General features: G+C 55.3%; 24 protein-coding genes. 9 read left to right on the top strand and 15 right to left on the bottom strand.

Annotation, left to right across the window (positions count from 1 at the left end):
* Positions 1–15 precede the first annotated feature (15 nt).
* From AC6I8T_RS22905 to AC6I8T_RS22885, 5 genes are read right to left on the bottom strand one after another with little or no spacing between them, the layout of a single operon-like run.
* Positions 16–903, bottom strand: a complete 888-nt coding sequence (locus AC6I8T_RS22905; RefSeq protein ID WP_497834460.1) for an arginase family protein — start codon at positions 901–903, stop codon at positions 16–18.
* A gap of 17 nt (positions 904–920) precedes the next feature.
* Positions 921–1,613, bottom strand: coding sequence for an ABC transporter permease (locus tag AC6I8T_RS22900; protein ID WP_208726314.1), 693 nt, complete (start codon positions 1,611–1,613; stop codon positions 921–923).
* Positions 1,610–2,299, bottom strand: a complete 690-nt coding sequence (locus AC6I8T_RS22895; RefSeq protein ID WP_497834459.1) for an ABC transporter permease — start codon at positions 2,297–2,299, stop codon at positions 1,610–1,612. The genes AC6I8T_RS22900 and AC6I8T_RS22895 overlap by 4 nt, the downstream gene beginning before the upstream one ends.
* A gap of 5 nt (positions 2,300–2,304) precedes the next feature.
* Positions 2,305–3,072, bottom strand: a complete 768-nt coding sequence (locus AC6I8T_RS22890) for a transporter substrate-binding domain-containing protein (RefSeq protein ID WP_244634071.1) — start codon at positions 3,070–3,072, stop codon at positions 2,305–2,307.
* A gap of 58 nt (positions 3,073–3,130) precedes the next feature.
* Positions 3,131–3,730, bottom strand: coding sequence for a helix-turn-helix domain-containing protein (locus tag AC6I8T_RS22885; RefSeq protein WP_208726318.1), 600 nt, complete (start codon positions 3,728–3,730; stop codon positions 3,131–3,133).
* 314 nt (positions 3,731–4,044) lie between these two features.
* Here AC6I8T_RS22885 and AC6I8T_RS22880 point away from each other — a divergent pair, with 314 nt between their 5' ends.
* Together AC6I8T_RS22880 and AC6I8T_RS22875 are read left to right on the top strand one after the other, a co-directional pair.
* Complete coding sequence (locus tag AC6I8T_RS22880; protein ID WP_497834458.1) at positions 4,045–4,914, top strand: helix-turn-helix domain-containing protein; 870 nt, start codon at positions 4,045–4,047, stop codon at positions 4,912–4,914.
* 39 nt (positions 4,915–4,953) lie between these two features.
* On the top strand, positions 4,954–5,361 hold the full coding sequence (locus tag AC6I8T_RS22875; protein WP_208726322.1) for a DUF2000 domain-containing protein: 408 nt from the start codon (positions 4,954–4,956) through the stop codon (positions 5,359–5,361).
* Between the two features lie 99 nt (positions 5,362–5,460).
* On the opposite strand, the gene AC6I8T_RS22870 is transcribed toward AC6I8T_RS22875, so the two are convergent.
* Positions 5,461–6,816, bottom strand: coding sequence for an amidase (locus AC6I8T_RS22870; protein ID WP_497834457.1), 1,356 nt, complete (start codon positions 6,814–6,816; stop codon positions 5,461–5,463).
* Positions 6,803–7,654 carry an MBL fold metallo-hydrolase gene (locus AC6I8T_RS22865; RefSeq protein WP_208726326.1) on the bottom strand — a complete coding sequence of 284 codons (852 nt, stop codon included), beginning with the start codon at positions 7,652–7,654 and terminating at the stop codon, positions 6,803–6,805. Before AC6I8T_RS22865 ends, AC6I8T_RS22870 begins: the two co-directional genes overlap by 14 nt.
* 70 nt (positions 7,655–7,724) lie before the next feature.
* On the opposite strand from AC6I8T_RS22865, the gene AC6I8T_RS22860 reads away from it, so the two are divergent.
* Entirely contained in the window at positions 7,725–8,654 is a 930-nt protein-coding gene (locus AC6I8T_RS22860) for a LysR family transcriptional regulator (protein ID WP_208726329.1), read from the top strand.
* Positions 8,655–8,659: 5 nt separating this feature from the next.
* On the opposite strand, the gene AC6I8T_RS22855 is transcribed toward AC6I8T_RS22860, so the two are convergent.
* The gene (locus tag AC6I8T_RS22855; RefSeq protein ID WP_497834456.1) at positions 8,660–9,361 is read right to left on the bottom strand and encodes an SDR family NAD(P)-dependent oxidoreductase; all 702 of its coding nucleotides are present in this window, start codon (positions 9,359–9,361) and stop codon (positions 8,660–8,662) included.
* Between the two features lie 134 nt (positions 9,362–9,495).
* Here AC6I8T_RS22855 and AC6I8T_RS22850 point away from each other — a divergent pair, with 134 nt between their 5' ends.
* Positions 9,496–10,410, top strand: coding sequence for a LysR family transcriptional regulator (locus AC6I8T_RS22850; RefSeq protein WP_497834455.1), 915 nt, complete (start codon positions 9,496–9,498; stop codon positions 10,408–10,410).
* A 74-nt stretch (positions 10,411–10,484) separates the two neighbouring features.
* Here the strand turns inward: AC6I8T_RS22850 and AC6I8T_RS22845 are convergent, their stop codons facing one another.
* From AC6I8T_RS22845 to AC6I8T_RS22830, 4 genes are all read right to left on the bottom strand, one after another.
* Positions 10,485–11,522, bottom strand: a complete 1,038-nt coding sequence (locus tag AC6I8T_RS22845) for an ABC transporter ATP-binding protein (protein WP_497834454.1) — start codon at positions 11,520–11,522, stop codon at positions 10,485–10,487.
* Between the two features lie 10 nt (positions 11,523–11,532).
* A complete protein-coding gene (locus AC6I8T_RS22840; protein ID WP_208726342.1) occupies positions 11,533–13,296 on the bottom strand; it encodes an ABC transporter permease subunit in 1,764 nt (587 codons plus the stop codon).
* A gap of 44 nt (positions 13,297–13,340) precedes the next feature.
* Positions 13,341–14,435 carry an ABC transporter substrate-binding protein gene (locus AC6I8T_RS22835; protein WP_497834453.1) on the bottom strand — a complete coding sequence of 365 codons (1,095 nt, stop codon included), beginning with the start codon at positions 14,433–14,435 and terminating at the stop codon, positions 13,341–13,343.
* Positions 14,436–14,508: 73 nt separating this feature from the next.
* Complete coding sequence (locus AC6I8T_RS22830) at positions 14,509–16,878, bottom strand: glycoside hydrolase family 3 C-terminal domain-containing protein (RefSeq protein ID WP_497834452.1); 2,370 nt, start codon at positions 16,876–16,878, stop codon at positions 14,509–14,511.
* A 422-nt stretch (positions 16,879–17,300) separates the two neighbouring features.
* Between AC6I8T_RS22830 and AC6I8T_RS22825 the strand changes: the two genes are divergently transcribed.
* The gene (locus AC6I8T_RS22825; protein WP_208726348.1) at positions 17,301–18,221 is read left to right on the top strand and encodes a LysR substrate-binding domain-containing protein; all 921 of its coding nucleotides are present in this window, start codon (positions 17,301–17,303) and stop codon (positions 18,219–18,221) included.
* Between the two features lie 49 nt (positions 18,222–18,270).
* Here the strand turns inward: AC6I8T_RS22825 and AC6I8T_RS22820 are convergent, their stop codons facing one another.
* The 3 genes from AC6I8T_RS22820 to AC6I8T_RS22810 are packed head-to-tail and all read right to left on the bottom strand — an operon-like array spanning position 18,271 to position 22,811.
* Positions 18,271–19,761, bottom strand: a complete 1,491-nt coding sequence (locus tag AC6I8T_RS22820) for an aldehyde dehydrogenase (RefSeq protein WP_208726350.1) — start codon at positions 19,759–19,761, stop codon at positions 18,271–18,273.
* Complete coding sequence (locus AC6I8T_RS22815; protein WP_497834451.1) at positions 19,754–21,400, bottom strand: GMC family oxidoreductase; 1,647 nt, start codon at positions 21,398–21,400, stop codon at positions 19,754–19,756. The genes AC6I8T_RS22820 and AC6I8T_RS22815 overlap by 8 nt, the downstream gene beginning before the upstream one ends.
* Positions 21,401–21,407: 7 nt before the next feature.
* Entirely contained in the window at positions 21,408–22,811 is a 1,404-nt protein-coding gene (locus AC6I8T_RS22810; protein WP_208726354.1) for a purine-cytosine permease family protein, read from the bottom strand.
* Positions 22,812–23,301: 490 nt separating this feature from the next.
* Between AC6I8T_RS22810 and AC6I8T_RS22805 the strand changes: the two genes are divergently transcribed.
* The 4 genes from AC6I8T_RS22805 to argE are packed head-to-tail and all read left to right on the top strand — an operon-like array spanning position 23,302 to position 26,822.
* A complete protein-coding gene (locus AC6I8T_RS22805) occupies positions 23,302–24,570 on the top strand; it encodes a flavin-containing monooxygenase (RefSeq protein WP_497834450.1) in 1,269 nt (422 codons plus the stop codon).
* Positions 24,571–24,587: 17 nt separating this feature from the next.
* The gene (locus AC6I8T_RS22800; RefSeq protein ID WP_013511436.1) at positions 24,588–25,013 is read left to right on the top strand and encodes a RidA family protein; all 426 of its coding nucleotides are present in this window, start codon (positions 24,588–24,590) and stop codon (positions 25,011–25,013) included.
* Positions 25,010–25,684 (top strand): DUF1028 domain-containing protein, encoded by a 675-nt coding sequence (locus AC6I8T_RS22795; protein ID WP_208726357.1) that lies wholly within the window; start codon positions 25,010–25,012, stop codon positions 25,682–25,684. Before AC6I8T_RS22800 ends, AC6I8T_RS22795 begins: the two co-directional genes overlap by 4 nt.
* The gene (gene argE / locus AC6I8T_RS22790; protein WP_208726359.1) at positions 25,677–26,822 is read left to right on the top strand and encodes an acetylornithine deacetylase; all 1,146 of its coding nucleotides are present in this window, start codon (positions 25,677–25,679) and stop codon (positions 26,820–26,822) included. Before AC6I8T_RS22795 ends, argE begins: the two co-directional genes overlap by 8 nt.
* The last annotated feature ends 92 nt before the right edge of the window (positions 26,823–26,914 follow it).

Raw genomic sequence — 26,914 nt, 5'->3', positions numbered from 1 at the left:
GCGCGTAGGGCGCTGCTAAGGGTTCTGGCTGCCGTACACCGCGAAGGTAAAGGCCAGATACGCGGCCAGCGTGGAGGTCATATCACCGACATCTTTGGTTGGATTGACTTCCGTAATCGCCATCGCCGCACAATGGGGAGCCAACATACTCACCATCTGCAATGCCTGATCCGAGGTAATACCGCCCGGTTCGTGCGCACCTGCACCTGGCGCATAAGCCGGATCGACCGAATCAATATCGAAGGAAAGGAAAATATGATCGGCGTTTTTCACCCGTTCCAACGCGCGTCGTACCGTCTCTTCCGGGCCGATTTTCAGCACTTCGCGGGCGCTGAGGTGGATCAGGTCGTTGTCGTGTTTAAATTTGCCGGAAGCCGGGAAGTTGAAATGCCGTTCACACAGTTGAATACAATCGGTGGGGGCGATGCGTTCCAGCTCCAGTGAACGGCGCATACCACTCGACTGGCTGTGGCGACCTTGCATGTCGCTCTCGTCCATCAGATCGAGATGCGCGTCAAAATGGATAATGCCGATACGGCCCGGCAGCGCATCATGCACACCCTGTGCCACCGGGAACAGCAGGCTATCGTCGCCGCCGATCATAATGGGAACCCGGCCAGCCGCAATGGACGCCATTACGGACGTGCGGGTCGCGGCAAAGGTTTTCAGGGTATCGCTGGGCACCACCGCCACATCCCCGCGATCCACCAGCAATTGCTCGCCCACCGTCATTTCACTGTCCGTTTCCAGACAATACACTTTTCCCTGCTGAATACGCATGTTGATCCAGCGTGCGCACTCGCGCACTTTGGCCGGTGCATAACGTGATCCCGGCCAGCCTAATGTGGCTTCTCCGTCAAAAGGGATACCCCACAAATCAAATTGTCGTGTGTTTGTTGTCATATTTTCCTCGATCCAGATTAACTACGCTTACCGTTGAGATAACCTGCGTAGCGTTTTTCAAAATAGCGGAATGCCATTACCAGAATCAGTGTCAGCACCAGATAAATTGCTCCAGCGGTGACATAGGGTTCAAACTGAATGTAATAATTCAGGCTGATATTACGCGCCACTCCAGTCACCTCCATTAATGTCACCGTGCTCGCCAGCGAGGTGGCGTGCAACATCATGATGGTTTCATTGCCATATAAGGAAAGTGAACGGCTTAACATCGCCGGAAATAATATTCTTCGCGCCAGTGTCGGGTAACTCATGCCGAACGCTTTAGCTGCTTCAATTTCCCCTGTCGGCAAGTGACGCAAACCGCCTGCGAATATTTCCGTTGTATAGGCGGCGGTATTAAGGACAAACGCCAGTAATACACAAACCAGTGGGCTGGAGAGCCACGGCCAGAGAAAACTGGCACGTAATAAATCAAACTGCGCCAGACCGTAATAAATCAAAAACAACTGGATTAATAACGGTGTCCCGCGAAAAGCGGTGGTGTAGAGAAAAATCAGCCAGCGCACAGGACGTGGTGCGCTGTCACGCGCCAGTGCCAGCAGCACCGAAATGACAAAGGCAATGACCAGCGATACCCCGGTAAGCAGCAGGGTTAGCGCGGTACCGTGCAGGTACATCGCAAGGTTATCGGCAATAATATCCCAGCTCATGGATTACCTCCACGGACCACCAGCGCGTAACGCTGGCTGATACGGTGCAACGCCGCCACTGACAGCAGGGTAACGGCGAGATAAAACCCGGCCGCCAGCAGATAGAAGGTAAAAGGTTTACCGGTGGACTCCGCCGCCCCTTTGGCGCTAAACATGATGTCCTGCAACCCGAGTAACGATGCCAGTGCAGTCGCCTTAACCAGCACCAACCAGTTATTGGTAAAGCCGGGTAAGGCAAGGCGAATTAATTGCGGCAAAAGAATCCGCAAGAAAATGGCGCGGTGGGTAAAACCAAATGCCTGAGCGGCTTCAATTTCACCGTGGGGAATATTGGTTAACGCGTAGCGAAATGTTTCCGTCATATAAGCGCCAAAAATAAACCCCAGGGTAATCAGGCAGGCAATAAAAGGGCTGAACTCGATGGAGTAATTCAGCCCGACGCTTTCCAGTCCACTATTTAACAGGGCGGGTACGCTGTAAAAAACCAACAGCATCAGCACTAAATCTGGAATACCGCGAGCCAGCAGGGTATAAGGCGTGACAATCGCCTTCACCCAGCGAATGCCGGATTGTTTTCCCAGTGCGCCCAGCAGTCCGAGAATGACAGATAATAACAGCGAGGCAAACGCCAGTTGCAGCGAAACCCATCCCGCATTCAGGACCATTAAATAGTAATTACCCGACATTGCCTTTACTCAGCTGAAAAATACTTCTTATTGAGTGCGTCCAGATCGCCATCGGCGCGAACTTTCGCCAGACCCTGATTAATCTTTTCGACCAGCGCGGTGTTTTTCTTATTCATGGCAATCCCGACCCCTTCGCCAAATTCCGGTGCATCTTTACCTGTCAGGCGAGGGCCAACCAGTTGGTAATCTTTACCGTCATCTTTTTTCAGGAAACTATAAATAATCTGCGCTTCGTAACTCATAAAAATATCCGCCCGACCGGCGGTTAAATCGAGGTAGGGTGCGCTGCCGCCGTCATAACGTTTGATAGTGCTGCCTGGATAATGTTTGGTGACGTAAGTATCCATCGGCGTGCCAGTCTGGACGGCGATGACTTTGCCTTTCAATGCTTCCGGGCTGGTGTCGGTGACGGCGCCTTTTTTCGCGACAAAGCGGAACACCGGATGATCGTAGATATCGCTGAAGGCCATCACCCGGCGGCGAGCATCGGTAACGGTCAACTGCGAGATCAGCGCGTCATATTTGTTGTTCATCAGGCCGGGGATCATGCCGTCCCACGGGGCGCTGATGACATTGCAATCCAGCGCCGCCGCTTTGCAGATGGCGTGCATCAGGTCGACGTCATAACCCACCAGTTTGCCGCTGGCATCGATCGATTCAAACGGCGGGAAGGTGGCATCGGTGGCGATGGTGATCTTGCCGGGCGCGGCATATAACGACCCGGCCAGGCCCGCAGCAGCGAGGGCCAGCATCATTTTTGCTATTTTCATCATTATTCCTCTGGTGTGGTGGAAACGCGGATTAAAAAACAATGACAGACACAGGCACGCCTTAATTTCCCGACGGTGGTGGCACGATGACCCAAATGGCGGTACACATTTGGTCAGGGGAGATGTTGTGCCAGGTGTGGGGCAGTGACGGTTTAAAGGTGAGGGTGTCGCCTTTTGCCAGCAGGTAGCGCTGCTCCTCCACCACAATCTCCAGTTCACCGCTCAGCACATGTACCATATCGGCGGCAGCATTGAGGGTGTAAGGCTCCTCCCCGGAACCCCCTTGTGGATCGATCTCGGAGTACAGCACCATCATGTCGTCGTTGACGCCGCCGCTGATCAGATATTCCCGCATCTTTTCGCCCCCGAGGCTGATGGGCGTGCCTTTCCCGGCGGGCACGAAGCTGGTTGCGGGAGGATCGAACAGTTTGGCCGGGGTAATTCCGACCACTTCGCACACTTTAAGCAGGGTGGCGATGGATGCCTGGGTGACGTTGCGTTCCAGGCGGCTGATGAAGGACTTACTGACCCCGACTTTTTCCGCCACTTCCTCAATGCGCATTCCGCGTGCTTTACGCACCGCACGCAGGCGTATCCCGACATTGAAGTCTGCGCTATTATTTGCTTCCTGACCGTGATTATCCGCTTCGTCGTGTGACATATTCTGAACCTGAGTTGCGTATTAGGTAACTTTTTACCTTAAGCAAGGCGCATGCCAGAGGCGGGTTATTCGATAAATTCTGTGGCGATTAATCAGTAGTCAATTGATCTGGCGAACTAATATTCTTTTTTCTGCTTTTCTCGCGCCGCGAACGTTTCACCGCAAAAAGTTACCTGACAGGTAACAAGATCATTTTTGTGCACCTTCTGCACTAAAAGATGGCACAGCCCCAGCCACCGGACTGTTAGGGTTTTGGCTGCTGACGCCCCCCTGATATAGTGTCATCCTCATCGGCACACCTTTCAGGAGTCGTTATGTCAGCCAGAAATATCAACGCCAGCAACCGCGACTGGGTTGATTTTCGCCGTGATGACGAAACCGGTATCGAAAGTGTGAATGCGCATTTTTGCGGGCACGCTTACGATCCGCACGATCATGACGAGTTGCTGGTTGGCGTGACACAACAGGGGCTGCAACGCTTCAATTGCCACCGCGCGCTTCACACCAGCACGCCAGGCCGCTCGATCCTGATTGAGCCGGGTGCGGTGCATGATGGTCATGCGCCGGATACCGCAGGCTTCACCTATGTGATGCTTTATCTACCCCAGACATGGGTGGCAGAGATGATGCAGCAACGTGGTCTTGGCAATATAGCCAACATCGAAGCCGCATTCCGCTCAACCCTTAATGATGATGCGCTCCTCGCCAGTGCCATTCAGCAGGCGTGGTATACCGTGCATCACGCGGAAGGGCGGTTGGCGCGCGACCAGGCACTGGATCATCTGCTGACGATGTTGTCCCGCCATCTTGATCCGCGCCCTGGTCAGCCGCGTTCGGCTGCGCTGGCGTCCATGCAGTTACTCCGCGACTATTTGCACGATTTTATGGCCGAGGATATCGGATTAGCGGACCTGTCACGCTTGTCAGGCATTGATCGATTCCGTCTGACACGCCAGTTCAAACAGGCTTTCGGGCAGTCTCCCCATGCGTATCTGGTGCGCCTGCGTCTGCGCAGCGCCCGTAATTTGTTGGCGCAGGGCATAGAGCCCGCCACGGTGGCGTTGCAGGTAGGTTTTTCTGACCAGAGCCATCTTGGTCGCTGGTTCCAGCGAGCCTATCGCATGACACCTGCCTCTTATCAGCGTCAGTGCACAAACGTTCTAGATCGCCTGCCGCAAACTTGACGATGATAGGGCTTTGACCCTAACGGAGAGTTGTTGCAGATGTTTGATACTAAAATCGCCCTGATCGTGCGTGATGATTTGGCAACCTGGCAGCGGTTAAATGTGGTGGCGTTTCTGGCGACCGGCATTGCCTCTGCGGCACCCGAGATGATGGGTGAGCCGTATGTGGATGCGCACGGGCGACCCTACGGCAACATGGCCGGGCAGCCGATGCTGATATTTGCCGGGGACTTGCCGGGTTTACAGCGCGCCCATCGTCAGGGGCTGGAGCGTGAATTAACGATTATCCCCTATGTCCACGCCATGTTTTCCACCGGCCATGATGCGGCAAACCGCGAAGTGTTTTTGGCGCAGGACGCGGATAATCTGGACCTGGTGGGCATTGCCTTACGCGGGCCAAAGAAAGCCGTCGATAAAGCGATAAAGGGCTTATCGTTGCATAAATAATTGGGCCACACGATTTACTTAACAGGAAAATAACCCATACGCCTTTGAGCTATGGGTCTTATTGCTTGTTATTAAAGGTCATATCTTGTCGATGTTAAGCTATCGACCGATGGCCGCCATCTGCTCAGCCGCCTGCAACAACAGATCCTCGCGACCGCGTAATGCCAGCAACTCCATACCAATCGGCAATCCCTGGGCGGTGAAACCGACCGGGATGCTGATGGCAGGCGCACCGGTGACCGCCGCGACCAGTGCGTTGCTGCCCGGCTGTAATTCGCCATGTCTGACCGGCGGATGCTTCACTACCGGGTAAGCCAACAGATTGATTTTACGCTGGTTAAATAGCTGAACAAGGGTTTGATATAAGGTGCGCTGGCGCAGTTGCTGGATGGCGTAGCTGTCACTGGCTTTACCGGGATGGTTAGCGCGTGCGGTGAACACCGCTTCCAGTTGTGGATGATGACGGCCAGATGCCACCACCTCGGCCAGCGTGCGGCTCTCGGCCTGCGGTTTGTCGGCCAGCCACTCCGCCAGTGCTTCGGCAAATTCCCACGGGATGATGCTGGCTTCAGCAGCCAGGGTTTCAAGCTGTGGAAAGGCGATCGTCTGCTGATTACCCGTTTCCCCAACCAACGCCGTCACGGCAGTGTACACCGCCTGATTAATCGCTGCTTCCTCCGGGGCAAAACCCTCCAGCCACACACCGATGCGCAATGGCTCCTCAGGAGGCGGGAGCGTCTGTCCACTGAGGATCTCACTGACAAGGCGCAAGTCGGCAGGATGGCGCACCAACGCGCCAGGGATATCCTGGCTGGGCGACAGCGGCACAATACCGTCAATGCTGATCGCACCGTGGGTCATGCGCAGACCATAAAGATGATTGAAAGCTGCGGGAATGCGCACGGAACCCGCGGTGTCGGTGCCAATCGCCAGGGGAACATAACCTGCCGCCACGGCCACCGCGGAACCGCTACTGGAGCCTCCCGGTGAATGTCCCGCCAGCCAGGCGTTATCGGTAAAACCACTGAGTGATGATGCGCCGGTAATGCCCGCCGCCAACTCGTGCATCGCCGTTTTGCCGAGTAGAACCGCGCCCTCTGCGCGCAGCGCCGTGACTAACGGCGCATCCTGTTCAGCTATAACGTGGCGCAGCAGCACCGACCCGGCGCTGGTGGGCCAACCCTGCACCGCAATGTTGTCCTTGATGAGCAGCGGAATGCCTTCCAGTCTGCGTGGGGCTTCCCCGCGACGACGGCGTGCGTCACTTTCAGTCGCCGCTGCCAGCGCCTGGTCGGCAAACAGCCAGGTGATCGCGTTGTAGCGCGGGCCATTTTGGTCGGCTTCGGCAATGCGCCGCAACGCGAATTCCGTAAGCTCACGGGCCGTCGTGGCCCCCTGTTGTAATGCATCGGTCATGTCGCTTAGCGACGCACGAAGATACTCAGCGTATTGCATCCGGTTCAGCCTCCAGCGGCATCCAGTGGGGCAGCTCAGGGGCAGCAGAAATCACCCTGCCGCATGAGCTGGCGGAAAAATGCGAACTGAACCAGATTGCCTGATGTTGCAGGCACCAGTCTATCGCCAGTTGCCTTGAACGCACGGCGAGCGCTTTATTCTCGCAAAACACCGAGTTCCACCGGGGAAACTGGAATTGCAGAGGATGGTGCATCACATCCCCGGAAAAAAATGCCTGTTGGCCGCGGCTGGAGAGCAGCAGCGAAGCATGATCAATGCTGTGTCCGGGGGTTGGCAGATATCGCAGCACGCCAGCAAATAACGGCGAACCATCCACCGCCACTGTCTCAAGCTGGCCGCTGTTGATCAGCGGTAAAATGCTGTCGAGATACAACGCCTGCATGGCGGGATTTTTTTCACATCGCGCCAGTTCAGCAGCGGAGCAGATATAACGCGCGTTGGGAAACATCGGCTGCCAGCGGCCATCCCGCCAATGGGTATTCCAGCCGACATGGTCGGTATGAATATGCGTCATCAGCACCAGGGTCACGGCATGCGGATCAACCCCCGCCCGTACCAGACGTTGGGCATAGTCGGTTTGCAGCTGATGAAACAGCGGCTTATGGTCGCGATCGCGCTGATTACCGGTCGCGGTATCAATAATGATGATGTCCTTGCCGGTCCTCACCACCCAACTGTGGATCGACAACGTCGCCAACTGCGGAGCCAGGCCAACGGGCATCTGCGCAAGATGATCCGGGTACAGCGCGGCGAACGGCAGCGTAGCGGTTTGTTCAGTGACTTTTTCTATCAGGCAATCGCCCACTTGAATCTTCATTTATGCCTCCCGGCTAACCTGTATTGCCACTATACTCAGGTGAATATCATTATTTAAATCGATTAGAATCATGGAAATCATCAACGAAAATGATTTAAGTCGCGTCGATCTTAACCTGTTGGTGGTGCTGCTGGTGATGTATGAAGCGCGCAGCGTGACAGGGGCGGCGCAGCGTTTATATCTAGGACAGCCCGCGCTGAGTGCGGCATTGAAAAGGTTGCGTGCGATGTTTGGCGATCCGTTGTTTGTCCGTTCCTCACAGGGGATGATACCGACCCCGCGCGCCGAACAACTGGTACAACAATTTGCGCCCTTGTTGCAGGGGATGCATCGTGCGATTTTCAGCAAGCCCGCCTTCAACCCGCGTCAGGATCGCTACAGTTTTCGTCTGGCTATGAGCGACTGGATTGAGCAGTGGTTGATGCCGGATTTACTGGCTGAATTGTTGGTGGATGCGCCGCAGGTGGATATCACCGTTCTGACAGCCGATCCCTGGCAGGTCACGCCCTTAATGGAGAAGCAACAGGCCGATGTGGCGGTGACGGTCGGCAACCCGGTCAGTCGCGATCTGACGCGCGCAGAGATTGCCAGCGCCGGATTCAGCACCCTGTGGGATAGCCAGCAAATTGCCCTGACTGCTGCGCTGACGCTGGCAGAGTTTGTCCGGTACGAGCATGTGCTGGTGTCATATCGCGGCGCAAATGAAAGCGCGCTGGATGAACAGCTCCAGCAGCAGGGTGTTGCCCGCCGCGTGCGTTACGTCACGCCGCATTTTTCCGCATTGCCGCTGATGCTGAAGCGTTTACCGTTGTTTGCTACCGTGCCGCAGGGGCTGGTGAGCAACTGGTGCGAGCGTTTTGGCCTGCGTGCGGCCCCGGTACCGGTTGCAATGCCCGATTATCAATTGTCCCTGTTGTGGCATAACGCGCGCCACGACGATGACGCGAATCGCTGGATACGGGACAAGCTGCACCAGCTATTGCTGCGCAAACGGTTATAGCGTGGTTACCACGGCACCACGCGACCCAGATAGTCGAGATAATGCAACCCGGTGCGACCTTGCCAGGCTTCCATCGTGTTCAGCAGGGTAGGGATACTTTCGTCAATACTCAGCCGGGCTTCCGGGCCGCCCATATCGGTACGTACCCAGCCGGGAGCCATCAGCAATAAGGTGCGTCCATCTTCCTGATGACGTGCGGCAAAACTGCGCATCAGCATATTCAGGGCGGCTTTGCTGCCGCGATACACTTCATAGTTGCCATTGGTGTTATTGGTCAGGCTGCCCTGGCCGGATGACATCACCGCGATGGTACCGGAGGGGATGACATTATCTTTAAAGGCTTCGATCACCCGTAACGGGCTGAGCGCATTGGTCACCATCACGCGAATAAATTCGTCGGTGCTGACATCAGCAATGGTTTCGCCATCGTTGTTTTTCACCCCGGCGTTAACAAACAGCATGTCGAACTCACACCCCAGCAGACGTTGATGCAGTGCCGACACCTGTTCCGGTACGGTGATATCGACGCGTTCCACACGTAACGTTGTCGGATAGCGCGTGGCCAACGCCTCCAGCCGCGCCGTTGAATGTTGACGTCCGGTTGCCACCACCTGATAGCCGCGCTGCAACATGGTTTCGGCAAGGGCATAACCCAGCCCGCGCGATGCGCCAATCAGCAATACGCTTGGGGTTGATGATGTGGTCATAGAAATCTCCTGTGATGAGGTTTGCGTCAGTCAGTGTAGCGCTGCGGCATAGCAGGCGGAACATGCAGGTTGTGCATTAATTACCTGCATCAAACGCCTTGTTTCATGACCGGCAATCAGCGAGGATGGGGGGCATGAATGAACCCGATCTGAATCTCCTGCTCGCGCTCGATGCGCTGCTGGCGGAAGGCAGCGTTATCGGCGCTGCCCGCCGTCTTGGCTTAAGTGAATCTGCCATGAGTCGCACGCTGGGCCGTCTGCGTATCACCACCGGTGATGCGCTACTGGTACGCGCCGGGCGTAAGATGGTTTTGACCCCTTACGCAGAGGCGATCCGGCAGCGTACGCAGCAGAGCCTGGCTGAGGCGCGAGCCTTGCTGCAACCGGCGGAAACCGTGCTGGATCTCGCCAGGCTGGAGCGACAGTTTGTGTTGCGCACCAACGAAGGGTTTGTCGAAGCGTTTGGTGGCATCCTGATTGGGGCGGTCGCGCAGCTTGCGCCTGGGGTTCGGCTGGATTTCGTCGCCAAACCGGAGAAAAGTTCCCGCGATCTGCGCGAAGGCCGCATTGATCTGGACATTGGCGTGCTGGGGAATATGGGGCCGGAAATTCGTATGCAGGCGCTGTTTCGCGACCGTTTGATCGGCGTGGTACGGCAAGGACATCCGCTGACCCAGCAGGTGACACTAAGCCAACTGGCCGCCTTCGGACATATTGTTGCCTCACGACGCGGCGAACTGGGCGGGCCGGTACATGACGCGTTGGTGGCAGCGGGTTACACGCGCCAGATTGCCGCCGTGGTGCCCGCGTTTTCCTCGGCAGTGGCCATCGCCCAACACTCAGATTTGGTGGCGCTGGTGCCGCGTTCGTTGTTTCTCCATCATCCGTTGATTAAAAACAATCCGATGCTGGCAAGTTTTGCATTGCCGTTCAGTACCCCGGAAATGACGGTGGCGCAGTTTTGGCATCCACGGCTGGACAATGACGCGGCTCACCGCTGGTTAAGAGGGCGCGTACATGACCTGATCTCAGCCTGTGGCAACACGTAGCGGCGCGATTTATCGCGCTATCCTGTGCGCGGCGCAAGAAAAATACGCGCGATAAATCGCACCGCCACGAGAATTTAGGCTGATAACACCCGGCTGTTCGCCACATCCCAGTTCAACGATACCTGATCACCAATGGCCCCGGCAGACACGCCGCTGCTGCGCATAATAAAACGTGCACCGTTTGCAAGTGTCACCACCACACGGGTTTCTGAACCGGCATAGATACGCTCGCTGATTTTGCCATGCAACAACGCCTGGTCGGCGGAGCAGAGCTGAATATGCTCCGGACGGATTACCAGTGCAGCATTGCCACTGGCCGCCATCCCAGGCAGCGCAAAGGCTCCCTGCGGTGTTACCAGGCTGCCATTTTGCACTTCTCCCTGCAAAATATTCGACAGACCAATAAATTCGGCGACAAAGGTCGAATTCGGCTGTTGATAAATGGCTTCCGGTGTATCTATCTGGGCGATTTTCCCTTCGTTCATCAGGCAGATGCGATCCGATAACGCCAGCGCCTCTTCCTGATCGTGGGTGACGAAAATAATGGTCGCGCCGGATTCACGGTGAATGCGCTTAATTTCCATCCGCATGGTTTCACGCAGTTTACGGTCCAGCGCACCGAGCGGCTCATCCATCAGGATCACGCTCGGTTGATACACCAGACAACGGGCCAAAGCGACACGTTGCTGCTGCCCACCGGACAGCGCACGCGGAAAGCGTTTGGCGGCATGACCGAGTTCGACCATCTCCAGTGCCGCTTTAACTTTGCGCGCAATCTCTGCCGCAGGCATCCGCCGCATGCGCAGAGGAAAGCCGACGTTCTCTTCCAGCGTCAGATGCGGAAACAACGCGTAGTTCTGAAACACCACGCCAATATCACGCTGGTGGACGGGCGTCCATGTCTCGTCGCGACCATCGATTAACAACCGCCCGGCGGTAGGCTCCGTCAGACCGCTGATGATTTGCAGCAGGGTGGTTTTACCGGAACCGGATGGCCCAAGCAGGGTCAGCAATTCCCCGCTGTGTACCGCAAGATCAAGGTTTTGTAACACCGTGGTCTGGCCATAGGCTTTGCCGATCTGTTCAGCCTGTACTTTGGTGGTTGTGGACATATTTTTCTCCTTACAAGGCTTCGGCTTTACGGCGCGAGCGTTCAGCAACAATAAACAACAACGTCACCACGGTGAGAATTAACACCGATGCGGCAGCCAGCGTGGGGGTGACCGACAGCAACACGTCATCCCACATCTGTTTCGGCAGCGTTTGTTTCACGCCACCCCCGACGAACAACGCCACCGTCAACTCTTCAAACGAGTTAAGGAAGCCAAAGATAAACGCCGCCACCATGCTGCTTTTGATCAGCGGTAGGGTAATGCTCCAGATTACCCGCAGCCGGTTGGCCCCGAGCGTGCCCGCGGCCTGATCAAGTCGCCAGTCGTAATGTTTGAAGGTGGTGAGGATGATGATAAACACCACCGGAATCGCCATCACGGTATGGCCGAGAATGATGCCCAGATCCGACCCCACCAGCCCGAGCGTGGCAAATAAGTAAAACAGCGCCACGGCAGTCACGATATTCGGCACAATCATCGGCAACAGGAAGGTCATCACGACCAGGCTGCCGCTCTTGCCCTGATGACGCGCCAGACCAAAGGCGGCGGTGGTGGCAATCATCACCGCCAGCACACCGGTCACCAGCGCGATGCCAAAGGAGCGTGCGGTTGCGCCCATCCAGATCGGGGATGACAGATAGGTTTCCATCCAGCGAAGCGAAAAGCCGGGTGGGGGGAATTGCAGGAAGCTGGAGCTGCTGAACGCCATCGGTAAAAACGACACCACCGGCAACACCAGTACGGCAATCACCAGCGCGCTAAATAACGTCAGCAGCCAGCCGAAGCGAGGTTTGCCCGGTAGCCGGTGCAGCAAGGTCGCGACGCCATCAAACAGTCGTGCCACTACCGCAACCAACGCAAAGCCCAGGGCACGGATCCGCGGGCTGCTGGCGTGGCCTTCGCCACCGGCGATCGACGACATACCAAACAACTTGTCGTAGCAAAAACACACCAGCAACGTCACCACCAGCAGCATCATGGCGATAGCACCCGCCAGCCGCCAGTTAAGCAACTGCTGAACCTGAGTAATTAACAGTTGTCCGATCACCGAATCCTGCGGGCTACCCAGCAGCGCTGGAGTAATAAAGAAGCCGAGCGAACCAATAAAAATCAGCAGACAAGCCGCGACTAACCCCGGCATCGACAGGGGAAAGAAGATGCGCCAGAACGCATTCACGCGTGATGCCCCCAGCGTATGCGCGGCAGGCAGCAGACGACTGTCAACGTTGGTCATGGTCGGGAGCATGGTTATGATCGCCAGTGGCAGCATGCTATGCACCATCGCGAACACCACCACGCCGCGCGTATACAACACGTTGAGCGGTTGATCGGCACCCAGACCCATCAGGATCTCGGACAAAATGCCACGGCGCGACAGCAGCACCATCCAGGCGAAGTTTTTCAGCAACGCGCTGGTCCAGAACGGCAGCAGGATCAGCCACATCAGACGGCGGCGGGTATTTTCACTGCGTTGCGCCAGCCAGTAAGCCACCGGATAGCCAATCAGCAGGCAAGCCAGGGTGGTCTGCAAGGCAATGACGAAGGTGTTCAACGTCACTTTGACGTAAATACCTGCGCCAAACATCTGGCTCCAGACATCCAGTGAGAACTGACCATCGCTATTCTGAAAACTCAGCAACATCAGTTTGAGCGTTGGCCAGGCGAGAAAGATGGCCAGAAACAGCAGGCCAGGCGCGGTGAGCCACAATGGATGCAACCTTGGGCGCTGGCGACGGGCGTTATTTTTCGCCGCAGGTGTAGCAAATTCAGTCAAGAATAATTCCTCCAGGGTAAGAGGGCGCAAGGCCCTCTACCGGATCAACTCATTACCCATTTCTCGAAGCGTTCAGTCAGCGCGACCTGATGTTCACCCCAATAATCAGCACCAATCAGTTGCAGCTGTTTGATGTGATCTGGCGCGGTCGGTAACAGCGCAGCTTTCTTTTTATCAATAAACTCATAGGCTTTGATGTTGGTCGGGCCGCAAGCCAGGTCGTTGGTGTAGAGTGACTGGCGTTTGGCGTCCATGCAGAACTGAATAAACTGGCGTGCAGCGTCCAGTTTCGGGCTTCCGTGTGGGATGGTGAAGCCGTCGATATTGTACAGTCCCTGATCCCAGGCAATGGCGGCGGGGGCGCCACCGTCGATGGCGGTTTGTGCGCGAGTGCTCCAGATGCTTAGCATATCCAGCTCGCCGCTCTGCAACAGTTGGGTTGCCTGCGCACCGCCGGTCCACCAGATATCGATGCTCTTGCGGATTTTATCGAGGCTGCGGAAGGCACGATCAACATCCAGCGGATAAAGCTGTTTCGGATCGACACCGTCTGCCATCAGCGCCACTTCCAGCGTACAGATCGGGCTGCGCCACAGGCCGCGACGACCTTTGAATTTTTCGGCGTTCCAGAAATCAACCCAGTTCTGCGGGCCATTGTTGCTGGCGAAGGTATCCGTGCGGTAGCCGAGCGCCAGCGCGAAGATGCTGACGCCGCCAAATTGTTTGGTGATGGAACCCGGCACATAGTCCTGCGGATTGCTCACCGTCACATTGATATCTTCCAGATAAGGTTTTGGCTCTTTATTGAGACGCACCAGATGTTCCGGATTAAGCAGTGCCACATCAAACAGATAATTTTTGGTATCGACCATCATCTGGAACTGCGGCACCGGATCGGGGCCGAGCACGGTATTGATGATTTTGATACCGGTGGCTTCCTCGAACGGTTGGTAAAATGCCTTGCTGAAGCCGGTGCCGTAAGCACCGCCCACGTCGGCCACCGTCAGGGTTTTCACCTCAGCAGCTCGCGCCGGACGGGTGATGATCATCGGTGCCAGCGATGCGACGGCCGCGGCCCCCAGACCCAGTTTCAGCGCGTCACGCCGGGTGTACTGACCTTTCTCTGCCATCTTTTTCATTAGTACCCTCTGCATAGCTTGTTGTTATGTTTATTGCCCGCGCCAGGCGGGCCTTTTTCCTGGTGCTGACCGGTTATTCCTGTTCTGCCTGAAGCATTGCCTCGTTCACTTGTGCGACCAGCGCATCCATCGCTGCTGCATCAAAACGCTGACGGAAGCGGCGATCAAAGGTGGTGAAGAGGCCAAAGAAAGAGTTGGCGCAATGCTCCAGCATCCTCTCGGCATCCGGCTCAGAGATGCTGAGTTGCTGTTGTAAAAAGCGATTGAAGTAGCTTCGCGCCAACGGGTTTTCCAGTATGAATACGGGCTGGGTATCGCGGGCAATCAGACGGTAGCGTGCCACCTTGTTCAGTGCGGTGACATTGGCCTGCAACGGCAGGTCGCGCGAATGTGGACCGACGCACAACTGCATCGCACCTTCTTCCAGAATCCACTGCTGACGGGCGGTGTCGTAGTAGCGCAAATCATCCACCGGGACGGTAAGGCTGATACGGCGCGACTCACCGGGTTGCAGCTCCACTTTGCTGAAGGCGCGCAGCTCCTGCAACGGACGTTTCTGACGTGAGTGCAGGTAACGGCTGTAAAGCTGGCACACTTCTTTGCCGCTGCGTTCGCCGGTGTTGGTTAAGGTAAAACTTACCGTGACGTTGTCACCGGTTTTGAGGTTGTCGCGATCAACCGCGATATCGTTGTAAGCGAAGCAGGTGTAGCTCAGACCGAAACCGAACGGGAACAACGGCGCAATACCGCGAACGTCATACCAGCGATAGCCAACAAAAACCCCTTCGCTATACAGATGACGACCATTCTCTCCCGGATAGCTGTGCCAGCCAGGAATGTCTTCAATCTGCTGCGGGAAAGTTACGGTCAGTTTGCCGCTGGGATTGACCACGCCAAACAGCACATCAGCCAACCCGCCGCCCATCGCCTGACCGGCGTAGAAGGTTTCCACCACGGCGGCAACCTCGTTTAGCCACGGCATCACCACCGCGTCCGGGTTCGCCAGCACCACAATCACCTTGTTATTCACCGCCGCGAGGGCGCTGATTAAGGCATCCTGGCCGGCCTGTAAGTTAAGGGTGCGCCGATCGGATCCTTCACCGTCATAGCCATCTTCGCTGTTGGCAAACACGATAACGCGATCGGCCTCTCGTGCTGCCGCACAGGCTTCATCACGCAGTGCAACGGCCTGTTGTTGATCCAGTGAATCGCCCTGGCACCAGCTCAATGTCACGCCACCCGCAGCAAGCTTTTCCATTTCATCCCACGGGATATCAACCCGAGTAGGTAGCGTGGTGGCACAGCCCGACCCCTGAATCACCGGGGTTTTGGCACCGCTGCCGACCACCAGCAGACGCTCACCGCTGCGGCCATCGAGCGGCAACGCCTGGTGGTCGTTTTTCAGCAGCACGATGGATTCTGCCACCATGCGACGCGCAAGCAGATGGTGCTCCGCGTGATCAACCTGGGTGGCACGTTGTTCGCTGTGCAGCGCGCGGTGCACCATCTCCAGCACGCGCACGGCTGAGGTTTCGGCCTCGGCACGCGGCACGCGCTGTTCTTCAATGGCGGCCACCAGGGCGGCTTTACGCGTTTCGCTCTCTGGCATATCGAGGTCGTTCCCCGCCAGCAGGGATTGGGGGCGATCTTTCACGCCGTGCCAGTCAGCCACTACCACACCCTTAAAGCCCCACTCATGACGCAATACATCGGTCAGCAACCAGCGATGTTCGGCGGTCTGGATACCATTAAGGCGGTTATACGAACTCATCACCGTCCAGGGTTGCGCTTGTTTAATCGCACGTTCAAAACCCCGCAGGTAGATTTCGCGCAGCGCACGTTCATCGACCACCGAGTCCATGCTGGTGCGTTCAATTTCGGAGTTGTTACAGGCGAAGTGTTTCAGCGAAGCACCGACACCGCGCTGTTGCAGGCCATTGATCACGCCGCTGGCGATTTCACCGGAGATCAGCGGATCTTCCGAATAGTATTCATAGCTACGGCCACCCAGCGGGGTACGACGGATGTTAATACCAGGACCCAGTAACAGGTGGACGCCCATCTGCTGGCACTCTTTACCCAAGGCATCACCCAGTGTCTGGGCCAGTGCGCTATCCCAGCTACAGGCGAAGCTGGAACCATTGGGAAAGCAGGTAGCGGGTTTCATGGTGCCCCACGCCACTTCAACATCTTTGGCGCGCTGGTTGACGACGTTGAGAAAACCGGCGAAGTCCTGGCCGCCTTTCTCGTCCTGATCAATCTGTTGGATCGAATAGCGCACGCCGTAGGTACCATCCGTCATCACCATGCGTGGGATGCCCAGTCGTTCATTGGCTTCTGTTTTCCACATCCCGTGTCCACTGAGAATATCGCCCAACTCTGCCGGGGTCATGGCGTGGACCAGAGAGATAAAGTCTCCATTTTCGAACCGTTCTGAACGCATAGTGTTATTCCAAAGTTAGAGGAGGGTGACTGCCTGTTATCAAATTGTCAGACACTATGGCGGCAGGCTAAGGCATGAGGCAATTATTAAATTTGTGGCCTTTAAATTGAAAAAAACTATTTAGTCGCTGGCGGGAAGTGAAGCCGATGAAATAGCGGAAAAGCATAACTGGTCTGCACTATTCAGGAGCGTTAAGCGCTTTAATCTGGCGCAGGGTGCTAAATAATGGTGCGGTCGGCTGCATTAATTTCCCCCCCGGGCTCGTTACTGAACAAATTATTCCTGCCCCCCCAGGTTGTTAAGCTAACCAATGATTGCTGCGCAGATCGCATTTTAATGGCATGGAGTTTGCTTTATATACCCTGGATAGTTTAAAACTATTCAACACCTGCATCAGTAAATATTATTTAAATGGTTTTGATATGACGCATTTCACGCTTAAGCAACTCAAATACTTTGTCACCGTGGTGGAAACCGAAAGCATCGCCGAGGCCTCACGGCAGTTACATATCGCCCAGCCTTCGATTTCGGTTGCGATTAAAAATCTCGAAGATGCCTTTGAACAACAGCTATTTATTCGCCACCATGCCCAGGGGGTTTCCCTCACTTCCAGTGGCCGGCGTTTTTACGATAAGGCGAAGGAGTTGTTGCGGTTATCCTATGAATTTGAACAAAGTTCGCGCGCAGAAAATGAATTAGTGAGCGGAACCATCGCCGTTGGCTGTTTTGAGTCCGCCGCACCGTTATACATGCCGAAATTGATCGCCGGTTTCAAAAAACTCTACCCTGAGATCAATATTCAACTCTATGACGGTGAACAACATGAGTTGATGCATGGTCTGCATCGCGGTCGCTTTGACATGGCCTTTCTGTATGATCTGGATCTGGATAATGTGATTAAAAAAGAACCCCTTAACGCCCCGCATAAGCCCTATGCGTTGCTGCCTGCGGCACATCCGCTGGCGCAGAAAAGTGCGGTAACGTTACAGGAACTGGCGCGTGAACCCATGATTTTGCTGGATGCCGTCCCCAGTAAAAATTACTTCATTAATATTTTCAAAGAGAATGGCTATCATCCTGAAGTCGCCTACAGTTCACCTTCTATCGAAATGGTACGCTGCATGGTGGGGCAAGGATTGGGTTTTTCAGTACTGGTAACACGTCCCTGTTCTGATATTACTTACGACGGGGAACGGTTGGTACAACTGGATATTATTGATGAAATGGCCGATTCAACGCTGATTATGGCGTATCTGCAAAATAATGAACCGACACGACCCACGCGTTTATTTATGGACTATTGCCGGAGTGTGGAGTTAACTCCAGTAAGCCATGCGCATTAATAACGTGTTTATACCCGACAGGCTGATCGGGTATAAACAGCACTGAAGATTAGCGTAATTCGATCCAGGTGGTTTTTAGTTGCGTGAATTTATCAAAAGCATGCAAAGATAAATCGCGACCAAAACCTGACTGTCGATTGCCACCAAAAGGAACGGTCACATCCAGCGCATCAACGGTATTTATCGATACGGTGCCGGCATGCAGTTTTCGGGCAACCCGATGCGCCTGGTTGAGATCATCGGTCCACACCGAGGCAGCAAGGGCATAAATATGATTATTTGCCAACGCGATAGCCTCTGACTCGTCATCAAACACCTTCACCGCCAGAACCGGGCCAAATACTTCATCGCGCCACAGCGAAATATTTTCTCCTGCCACTTCAATCACCGTCGGCTGAATGTAATTAGCCACCTGTTCAATAGTGAGCGATGCTCCGCCAGCGCGTAATATGCCACCATCATCAAGTGCGGCCTGAATAAAACGCTGCACTTTCTCTTTATGTGCTGCTGAAACCATTGCGCCCATTTTGGCGTCTGGATTCAGTGGGTGATCCGGTTGCCAGTCAGAGAGTTTATCGAGCAACTTTGCCATAAACTGGGGATAGATGGCACGTTCAACCAATAAGCGGGAGTTGGCAGAACAGACTTCGCCCTGATTAAAACAGATGCCAAAAGCCGCTTTTTCCGCCGCTAAGTCGAGATCTTTGCAATCGGCAAAGATGATATTGGCGCTCTTGCCCCCGCACTCCAGCCAGACCTGCTTCAGATTCGATTCCCCGGCGTAGGACATAAACGCTTTCCCGACCGTGGTTGAACCGGTAAAGGTGATGACATCGACATCCCTATGTTTTCCCAGTGCCGCGCCAGCGTCCACGCCCAAACCGGTGACCACATTCAACACCCCCGCAGGCAGACCCGCTTCCAGCGCCAGCTCAGCTAAGCGGATAGCGGTAAAAGGGGCATTCTCGGACGGCTTAAGAATCACGCTGTTACCCGCCGCCAATGCCGGGCCAATTTTCCACGCGGCGATATCCAGCGGGAAGTTCCACGGCACAATTGCGGCGACAACCCCGATCGGTTCACGGGTGATGGTTGCCAGCGTGCCCGGTCGGGTAGGGGCGACCTCATCATAGATTTTATCGATGCTTTCAGCGTACCAGGCGATGACATGCGCCGCGCCAGGAATATCGATGTTGTAGGCATCCAGTACCGGTTTACCCATGCTGGCGCTCTCCAGCAGGGCCAGTTCTTCACGATGTTCCAGTATCAAGGCGGATAACTTCAGCAACACCGCCTTGCGTTCCTGCAAAGGACGTTCTGACCAGATGCCAGAGCTGAAGGCCTGACGGGCCGACTGCACGGCAATGTCGATGTCCTCGGTCTGACAGGCTGTCACTTCGGCAAGGGCGGTGTCGGTGGCGGGATTTATCACGCCATAGGTGTTTGCGCTGCGTGCAACATAGCGTTTGCCATCAATAAGCGCGTAGTCACAAAAAGCCTGCCGTTGCAGCAGCGTTTCCCAATATTGTCGGTTATGCATACGCACGTTCCTTGTTTGACGTTGTACTGGCGAGCGTGCCACCGCGCAGGATCATCTCTGCGGCACGTTCACCGATCATAATGGAAGGGGCATTGGTGTTGCCGCTAATCAAGGTCGGCATGATTGAGGCATCGGCAACGCGCAGATTATCAATACCATGCACCTTCAGCGTATCCGGGGCGACCACGCTCATCGCATCCCGCCCCATTTTGCAGGTACCGACCGGATGGAACACCGTGGCGCAATACTCCTTCACGTATTGGTGCAACTGTTCGTCGCTCTGCACCTGTTTACCCGGCAGCATCTCCTCACCGCGAAGTGATGCGAATTCAGGCTGGGCCAAAATTTTTCTGGCCGTTTTTATCCCTTCGACCAGCACCCTGGCGTCATACGGGTCAGCAAGAAAATTGAAATCAATCTCCAGTTGTTTTCCTGCTCCGAGGCGCAGACTGCCAATCGATTTGGGACGCAACACGCAGGTATGGATGGCATAACCGTGCCCCCATTCGAACAGGCGTCCACGGTGGCTGCGATAACCTGGCACGAAGTGGAACTGGATATCCGGCTCCCCGGTCGCGAGTGGGGTTGAGGCAAAACCACCGGCTTCGACATAGTTGGTGGTTAACCATCCTTTGCGTGCGAACAGATACCTGAAGGGGGCCGTCAGAATCGGTTTCCAGGCCGCCAGAGAGAACCCCAGCGTCAGCGCAGATTTGCTGCGCACCGTCACCAGTCCATCCAGGTGATCCTGAAGGTTTTGTCCGACGCCAGGCAGGTCATGCACCACGGCAACGTCTGCCGCGGCCAGTGCTGCGCGGGGACCAACCCCGGATTTCATCAGGATATGCGGCGAGCCAATCGACCCGGCAGCCAGAATCACTTCTTTACGGCATCGCAGGGCGGTCGCGTGGGTTTCTCCAGCTGCGATCACCCGCACCCCTTGCACCGTTTTCCCGTCCATGATTAAGGTTTCCACTTGGCAATCGGTCATGACGGTCAGGTTGCTTCTGCCAAGATGAGGGTGCAGAAAAGCGCGGTAACTCGACAGGCGCTGACCCTCCTTCTGCGTCACGTTGTAGATCCCCACGCCGGAGAGCGCAGGACCATTGAAATCGTGGTTTTCAGGCAGACCAGCCCGGACGCCTGCGGCGACAAACAGGGCGGATACCGGATTAGGATCGCGCGGTTTATCGACCAACAGCTCACCCTCAACGCCATGATAAGCCGCATCCTGTTGCAGAAGATTTTTCTCCGAGCGTTTGAACCAGGGCAAGACATCTTGCCATCCCCAGCCTTCGCAACCTGCCTGCTCCCAGCGATCATAATCCGAAGGTAAGCCACGGATATAAATCATGCTGTTCATTGAAGAGGAGCCGCCCAGCGCTTTGCCGCGCGGAACATGTATGTGTCGATTGCCCAGCCGTGGTTGCGGGGTGGAGTAATAATTCCAGCTAAACTTCTGACTTTTATACAGCGTGATGGTCCCGGCGGGTGTCTGAATGCGGGGTGTCTCGTCACTACTGCCAGCCTCAATCAGACAAACCTGGATATTTTCCTGTTCAGACAGACGCGCGGCCAGCACGGAACCCGCCGATCCCCCGCCAATAACGATGTAGTCGAATGCGTTGGTGTTATTCATGGTTGTCTCACTTAACCATTGAGGTTTGGGCAACCGGCTGGCTACGACTCAGCAGATAATAAACCGGCGAGACGATGGCTAAACCAACAATCCAGGAGATGTCGGCTCCGCCTAACATATTCGCCGCCGGACCGGTATAAATGGCGGTCGACATAAACGGAATCTCCACCACAATTCCCAGCAGATAACAGAAAATGGCTTTGGTATTGAAGTAACCATAAATACCGCCGTCACGACGGAAAAATGACGCCACATCATAATTACCGTGCGCAACCAGGTAATAATCCACCAGGTTGATGGCAGTCCAGGGAACTAATACATACAACAGCATCAGAATGAAGTTGGTGTAATTCACCAGGAAGTTTTCCTGACCGTACACGGCAATCGCCACTTCGATAAGGATGGTGATAATCGAGACAACAATACGCGCACCGGAAAGGGGTGACCATTTCGGCAGGAATGTTTGCCCCAGCGTCAGGGTACAGAGCACGCCACAATAAAGATTCATGGCATTGGTCGCCGCGATACCGATGGCAAAAACAATAATGACGGTTGAGGAGAGCCCGCCGGTCATATTCACAATCCCGGCAATTAAATCGCCATCCACAATACAAACCGACACCAGAATGCCGAGAATCATCGGAAACAGTGAACCAAGCACGCAACCGAGATAACTGCACCAGAAAACACTTTTTTCGCTGATATCTTTCGGCATGTAGCGCGAATAATCGGACACATAAGGGGCATAGGCCAATTGCCATAAAGCCGCAATTGAGATGGCACCGAGGAAGCCACTCAGGTTAAAGCCATTGCGAGCGAGAAAATCGCCTGGCAGGCCATGCACAAAAACAATCCAGACAAAGGCGGCGATCAGCACAATCCCCGATACCCAGGACATGATTTTGGTATAGGCATGAATCAGGTTGTAACCAAAGGCACAGGCAATCAGGCTGAGAATGGCCGAAACCAGAATCCCGGTATTGGTTGAAACCGGGGCGTAAATCGCATGCAGCGATTGGCCGCCCAGTACCAGGTTAGAGGCGAGAAAGCCGATATACATAATGACCACCAGCGCGACAACCAGCACGGAACCATAAGAACCGAACTGACCACGCGTCTGTACCATTTGCGGCACACCGAGTTGTGGCCCTTGTGCTGAATGCAGTGCCATAAACAAGCCACCGGCAAGGTTACCAATCAATACGGCGAGGGTGGCCCACATAAATGACAGGTGGAAAATGCTGACCGCCAGCGCCCCGGTGATCACCGTGAGTAACATGATGTTGGAACCAAACCAGATAGTAAAAAGATCCCGTGGTTTGCCGTGACGCTCATTTAGGGGAATGGGCTGAATGGTGCTCAACTCAATGGATGCTGCATTCGCATTATCTTTAGGATTGTTTGTCATCATCGTTATCTCAACAATTTTATCCGCAGGTTTTGGCTCCACCCGAAAATCCGGGTCGAAGTAACAGTAAGGTTGACTGGATGTTGCAACAGGAGGCTATTGAGAGAAATGACGAAAAACCGAGGCAAACCCTATAAAAAAAAGAGGCAACGTTGTCCGGCGATGTATTGCACCATAAAGCGTCAAATGGGGCTGGCTGAATAAAAACGATTTTAGCGAAATAAATTAATGATTGTTATCAGATAATTTACCAGAGGGTATTGGCGTGCACCAACAGGGTGTGATGTGTGCCTGTCAATGGTGCATTGAGGCGATTAAAAATATTTGCAATTTAATCCACCGATAAGTTTTTTCCTGCCTGTTATCGACTGGTTAAATATTTTCTATTCAGACACTCACTTTATAATATTTTACCGTCATCATCCGCTCCCCTAGTCTTGGGTCCTTCTTAAGTAGTTAATTCCCGTCACCATGCGGGACGAAGGACATCAAAATGACGCCATTAAAAACTGAGATAGACACGCTTATTATTGGTGCGGGTCAGGCCGGGGTTGCCATGAGCGAGCACCTGACGCGCCTCGATATTCCGCATCTGGTACTGGAGAAAAATCGTATTGCTGAATCCTGGCGCAGCCGCCGCTGGGATTCGCTGGTTGCCAATGGTCCGGCATGGCATGACCGCTTTCCGGGCATGGAATTTCCCGGTTGCTCGCCAGACAGTTTTGTGGCGAAAGAACAGGTCGCCGATTATTTTGTCAGCTATGCCGCTATGAATCAGTCACCGATTCGCACTGGTGTTGAAGTGCTGAGCGTAGAACGTAATCAGGGGCAGGCCGGTTTCACCGTGACCACTTCTGAAGGCGTGATTAATGCACAACGTGTGGTGGCTGCCACCGGCCCGTTCCAGCGCCCGGTGATCCCGGCGATTGCGCCGCAGCTCAGCCGGGTGCAGCAGTTGCATTCAGCCGATTACAAAAATCCGCAGCAACTACCGGAAGGTGGGGTGTTGGTCATTGGTGCCGGATCGTCCGGGGTGCAGATCGCGGATGAACTGCAACGTGCCGGAAAACCGGTGTGGCTGTCGGTTGGGCCGCACGATCGTCCACCGCGTGCCTATCGTGGCCGCGATTTCTGCTGGTGGCTGGGGGTGTTGGGATTGTGGGACGCCGCAGCCAGCCAGCCGGGTAAAGAGCACGTCACCATCGCAGTCAGCGGGGCGCGCGGTGGTCATACCGTGGATTTCCGCCGTCTGGCGGCGCAGGGTGTTAACCTGGTTGGTCTGACCGAAAGTTTTGACGATGAGACGGTACGTTTCCAGAACGATCTTGCTGTGAACATCCAACGTGGTGATGAAAACTATCTGGCGCTGCTTGACGCCGCTGATGCGTACATCGCCCGTAACGGCCTGGATTTACCGCCAGAACCGGCAGCGCGTGAGTTCCTCGCAGATCCCGCCTGCGTTACGCATCCTCAGTTATCGCTGAATCTTTCTGACGCCGGGATCACCAGCATTATCTGGGCCACGGGCTATGTTACCGATTACAGCTGGCTGAAGGTTAATGCCTTCAACGAACAGGGTAAACCGCAGCATCAGCGCGGCGTTTCCAGTGAGCCGGGCGTCTACTTCCTTGGCTTACCCTGGTTGTCGCGCCGGGGATCCACCTTTATCTGGGGCGTCTGGCACGATGCCAAATTTATCGCCGACCAGATTGCTATTCAGCGCCAGTATCAACAATACCGCGCGCCTTCAGACTCGCTTTGATATCGACAGGAACCGTTATGCCAACTCATCAACGTATTCGTATGTTTAACACCAAAGAAACCTATCCCAATCAGACGCTGGACAACGACCTGTGTCAGGCGGTGCGCGCGGGTAACACCGTCTACGTGCGCGGTCAGGTCGGCACCGATTTTGAAGGCAACCTGGTGGGGCTGGGCGATCCGCGTGCGCAAACCGAGCAGGCGATGAAAAACCTCAAGCAACTGCTGGAGGAGGCGGGCAGCGATCTCAGCCATATCGTTAAAACCACCACCTACATCATCGACCCGCGTTATCGTGAGCCGGTTTACCAGGAAGTGGGTAAATGGTTGAAAGGAGTGTTCCCGATCTCCACCGGGCTGGTGGTTTCGGCACTGGCACAGCCGCAGTGGCTGATGGAAATTGACGTGATCGCGGTGATCCCGGACGACTGGGAGGCAAAATGACCTTATCGATTGCCGCCCGTTGCACCGAGTCTGGTCAGTTGGGTATCGCCATCAGTTCGTCCAGCATCGCTGTGGGCGCACGCTGCCCGTGGCTGGTGGCTGGCATTGGTGCCGTCTCCAGTCAGAACATCACGCTGCCCGCGCTCGGGCAGCAGATCCTCGCGCATCTGGAAGCGGGCCAGGCACCGGAACAGGCGCTGAAAAGTGCGCTGGCGGAAGACCGCTTTAGCGAATATCGCCAGGTGACGGTGATTGACGCCAGCGGCAAGATCGCGGCTTTCAGCGGCGATAAAACCCTTGGCATTTATAACGTGGCGCAGGGTGACAATTGCGTGGCTGCGGGGAATATGCTGGCGGATAAGGCGGTGATTAACGCCATGATAACCGCATTTGAAGCGGCGACCGGCGAACTCACCAGCCGACTGATTGCGGCATTGCAGGCCGGGATCAACGCCGGGGGCGAAGCCGGGCCGGTGCATTCAGCGGCGGTGAAGGTGGTGGATGATTACACCTGGCCGTTGGTGGATCTGCGCGTTGACTGGGCGGAACAGGACCCGCTGGCGCAACTGAATGCGTTGTGGCTGGCCTATGAGCCGCAGATGCAGGCCTATGTGACGCGCGCGCTCGATCCGCGTGATGCCCCAAGTTACGGCGTACCCGGCGATGAGTAATGCCGTTCGCGAGATCCTGACGGCGTTGCTGGCGTTTGATACCACCAGCCGCGAATCTAACCTGGCCTTAATTAGCTGGATTGAGGACTTTCTCGCCCGGCGCGGTATCGCGTCTCAGCGCATCATGGATGACAGCGGGCGCAAAGCTAATCTGTATGCACGGCTCGGACCGGCGGGTGCGGGCGGGGTGATGCTCTCCGGTCATACCGATGTGGTGCCGGTCGACGGGCAGAACTGGTCCGTGCCACCCTTTGCCCTGACCGAACAACACGAACGTTATTACGGGCGCGGCAGTGCCGATATGAAGGGATTCCTCGCCTGCGTGCTGGCATCGCTGGATGGGTTTCTGGCGCAACCCTTGCGCATGCCGTTGCACCTGGCCTTCTCCTATGACGAGGAGGTCGGATGCCTTGGGGTGCGCAGCATGGTGGATTACCTGCGCGCTTCGGCAGAGAAACCCTTGATGTGTATCATCGGCGAACCGACGGAAATGCGCCCGGTGTATGGACACAAAGGCAAGATTGGGTTGCGTTGTCAGGTGCAGGGCCACGCCTGTCACTCCGCCTATGCGCCATCCGGGGTGAATGCCATCGAGTATGCAGCAAAGCTGATTAATCGTCTGGGTGAAGCGGCGCAGCAGCTCAAACAGCGCCAGGACACGCGTTTTGATCCGCCTTTCAGTACCTTACAAACCGGGGTGATTAAGGGGGGCAGTGCGTTAAATATTGTGCCGCAGGATTGTCAGTTTGATTTTGAGATCCGTTATCTGCCGGATGACGATGTGCAGGGGGTGATTGCCGAGGTTGAACAGTTTGCCCGGCAGGAATTGTTACCGCAGATGCAGGCGGTGGCGTTGGCAAGCGCAATCCGTTTTCTGCCAATCAGCCAGTATCCGGGGTTGCTGACCGATCCCCGGTCGCAATTCGCACAATGGCTGGCGCAGTGGAGCGGCAGCGATGAATTCTCCACGGTGGCGTTTGGCACCGAAGGGGGATTGTTTGATGAAGCAGGGATCGCCACGCTGATCTGTGGGCCAGGCAGTATGGATCAGGGCCACAAGCCGGATGAGTTTATCGCGGTTGAACAGATTGAGCGTTGTATGGCGATGTTGGCTAATTTGTGTCAATGGATGCAATAAGATAAAAATGCGCGATAAATCGCGCTGCTACGAAACCGTGCACCTCTTTGTAGCGGCGCGATTTATCGCGCGAGACAACAAGTCATGAAGAT

It is taken from the genome of Pantoea sp. X-Soil-OKNW-556, from assembly GCF_059730695.1.
Note: the sequence above shows the minus strand (reverse complement) of the source record. Positions and strands in the feature narration are given on the sequence as shown.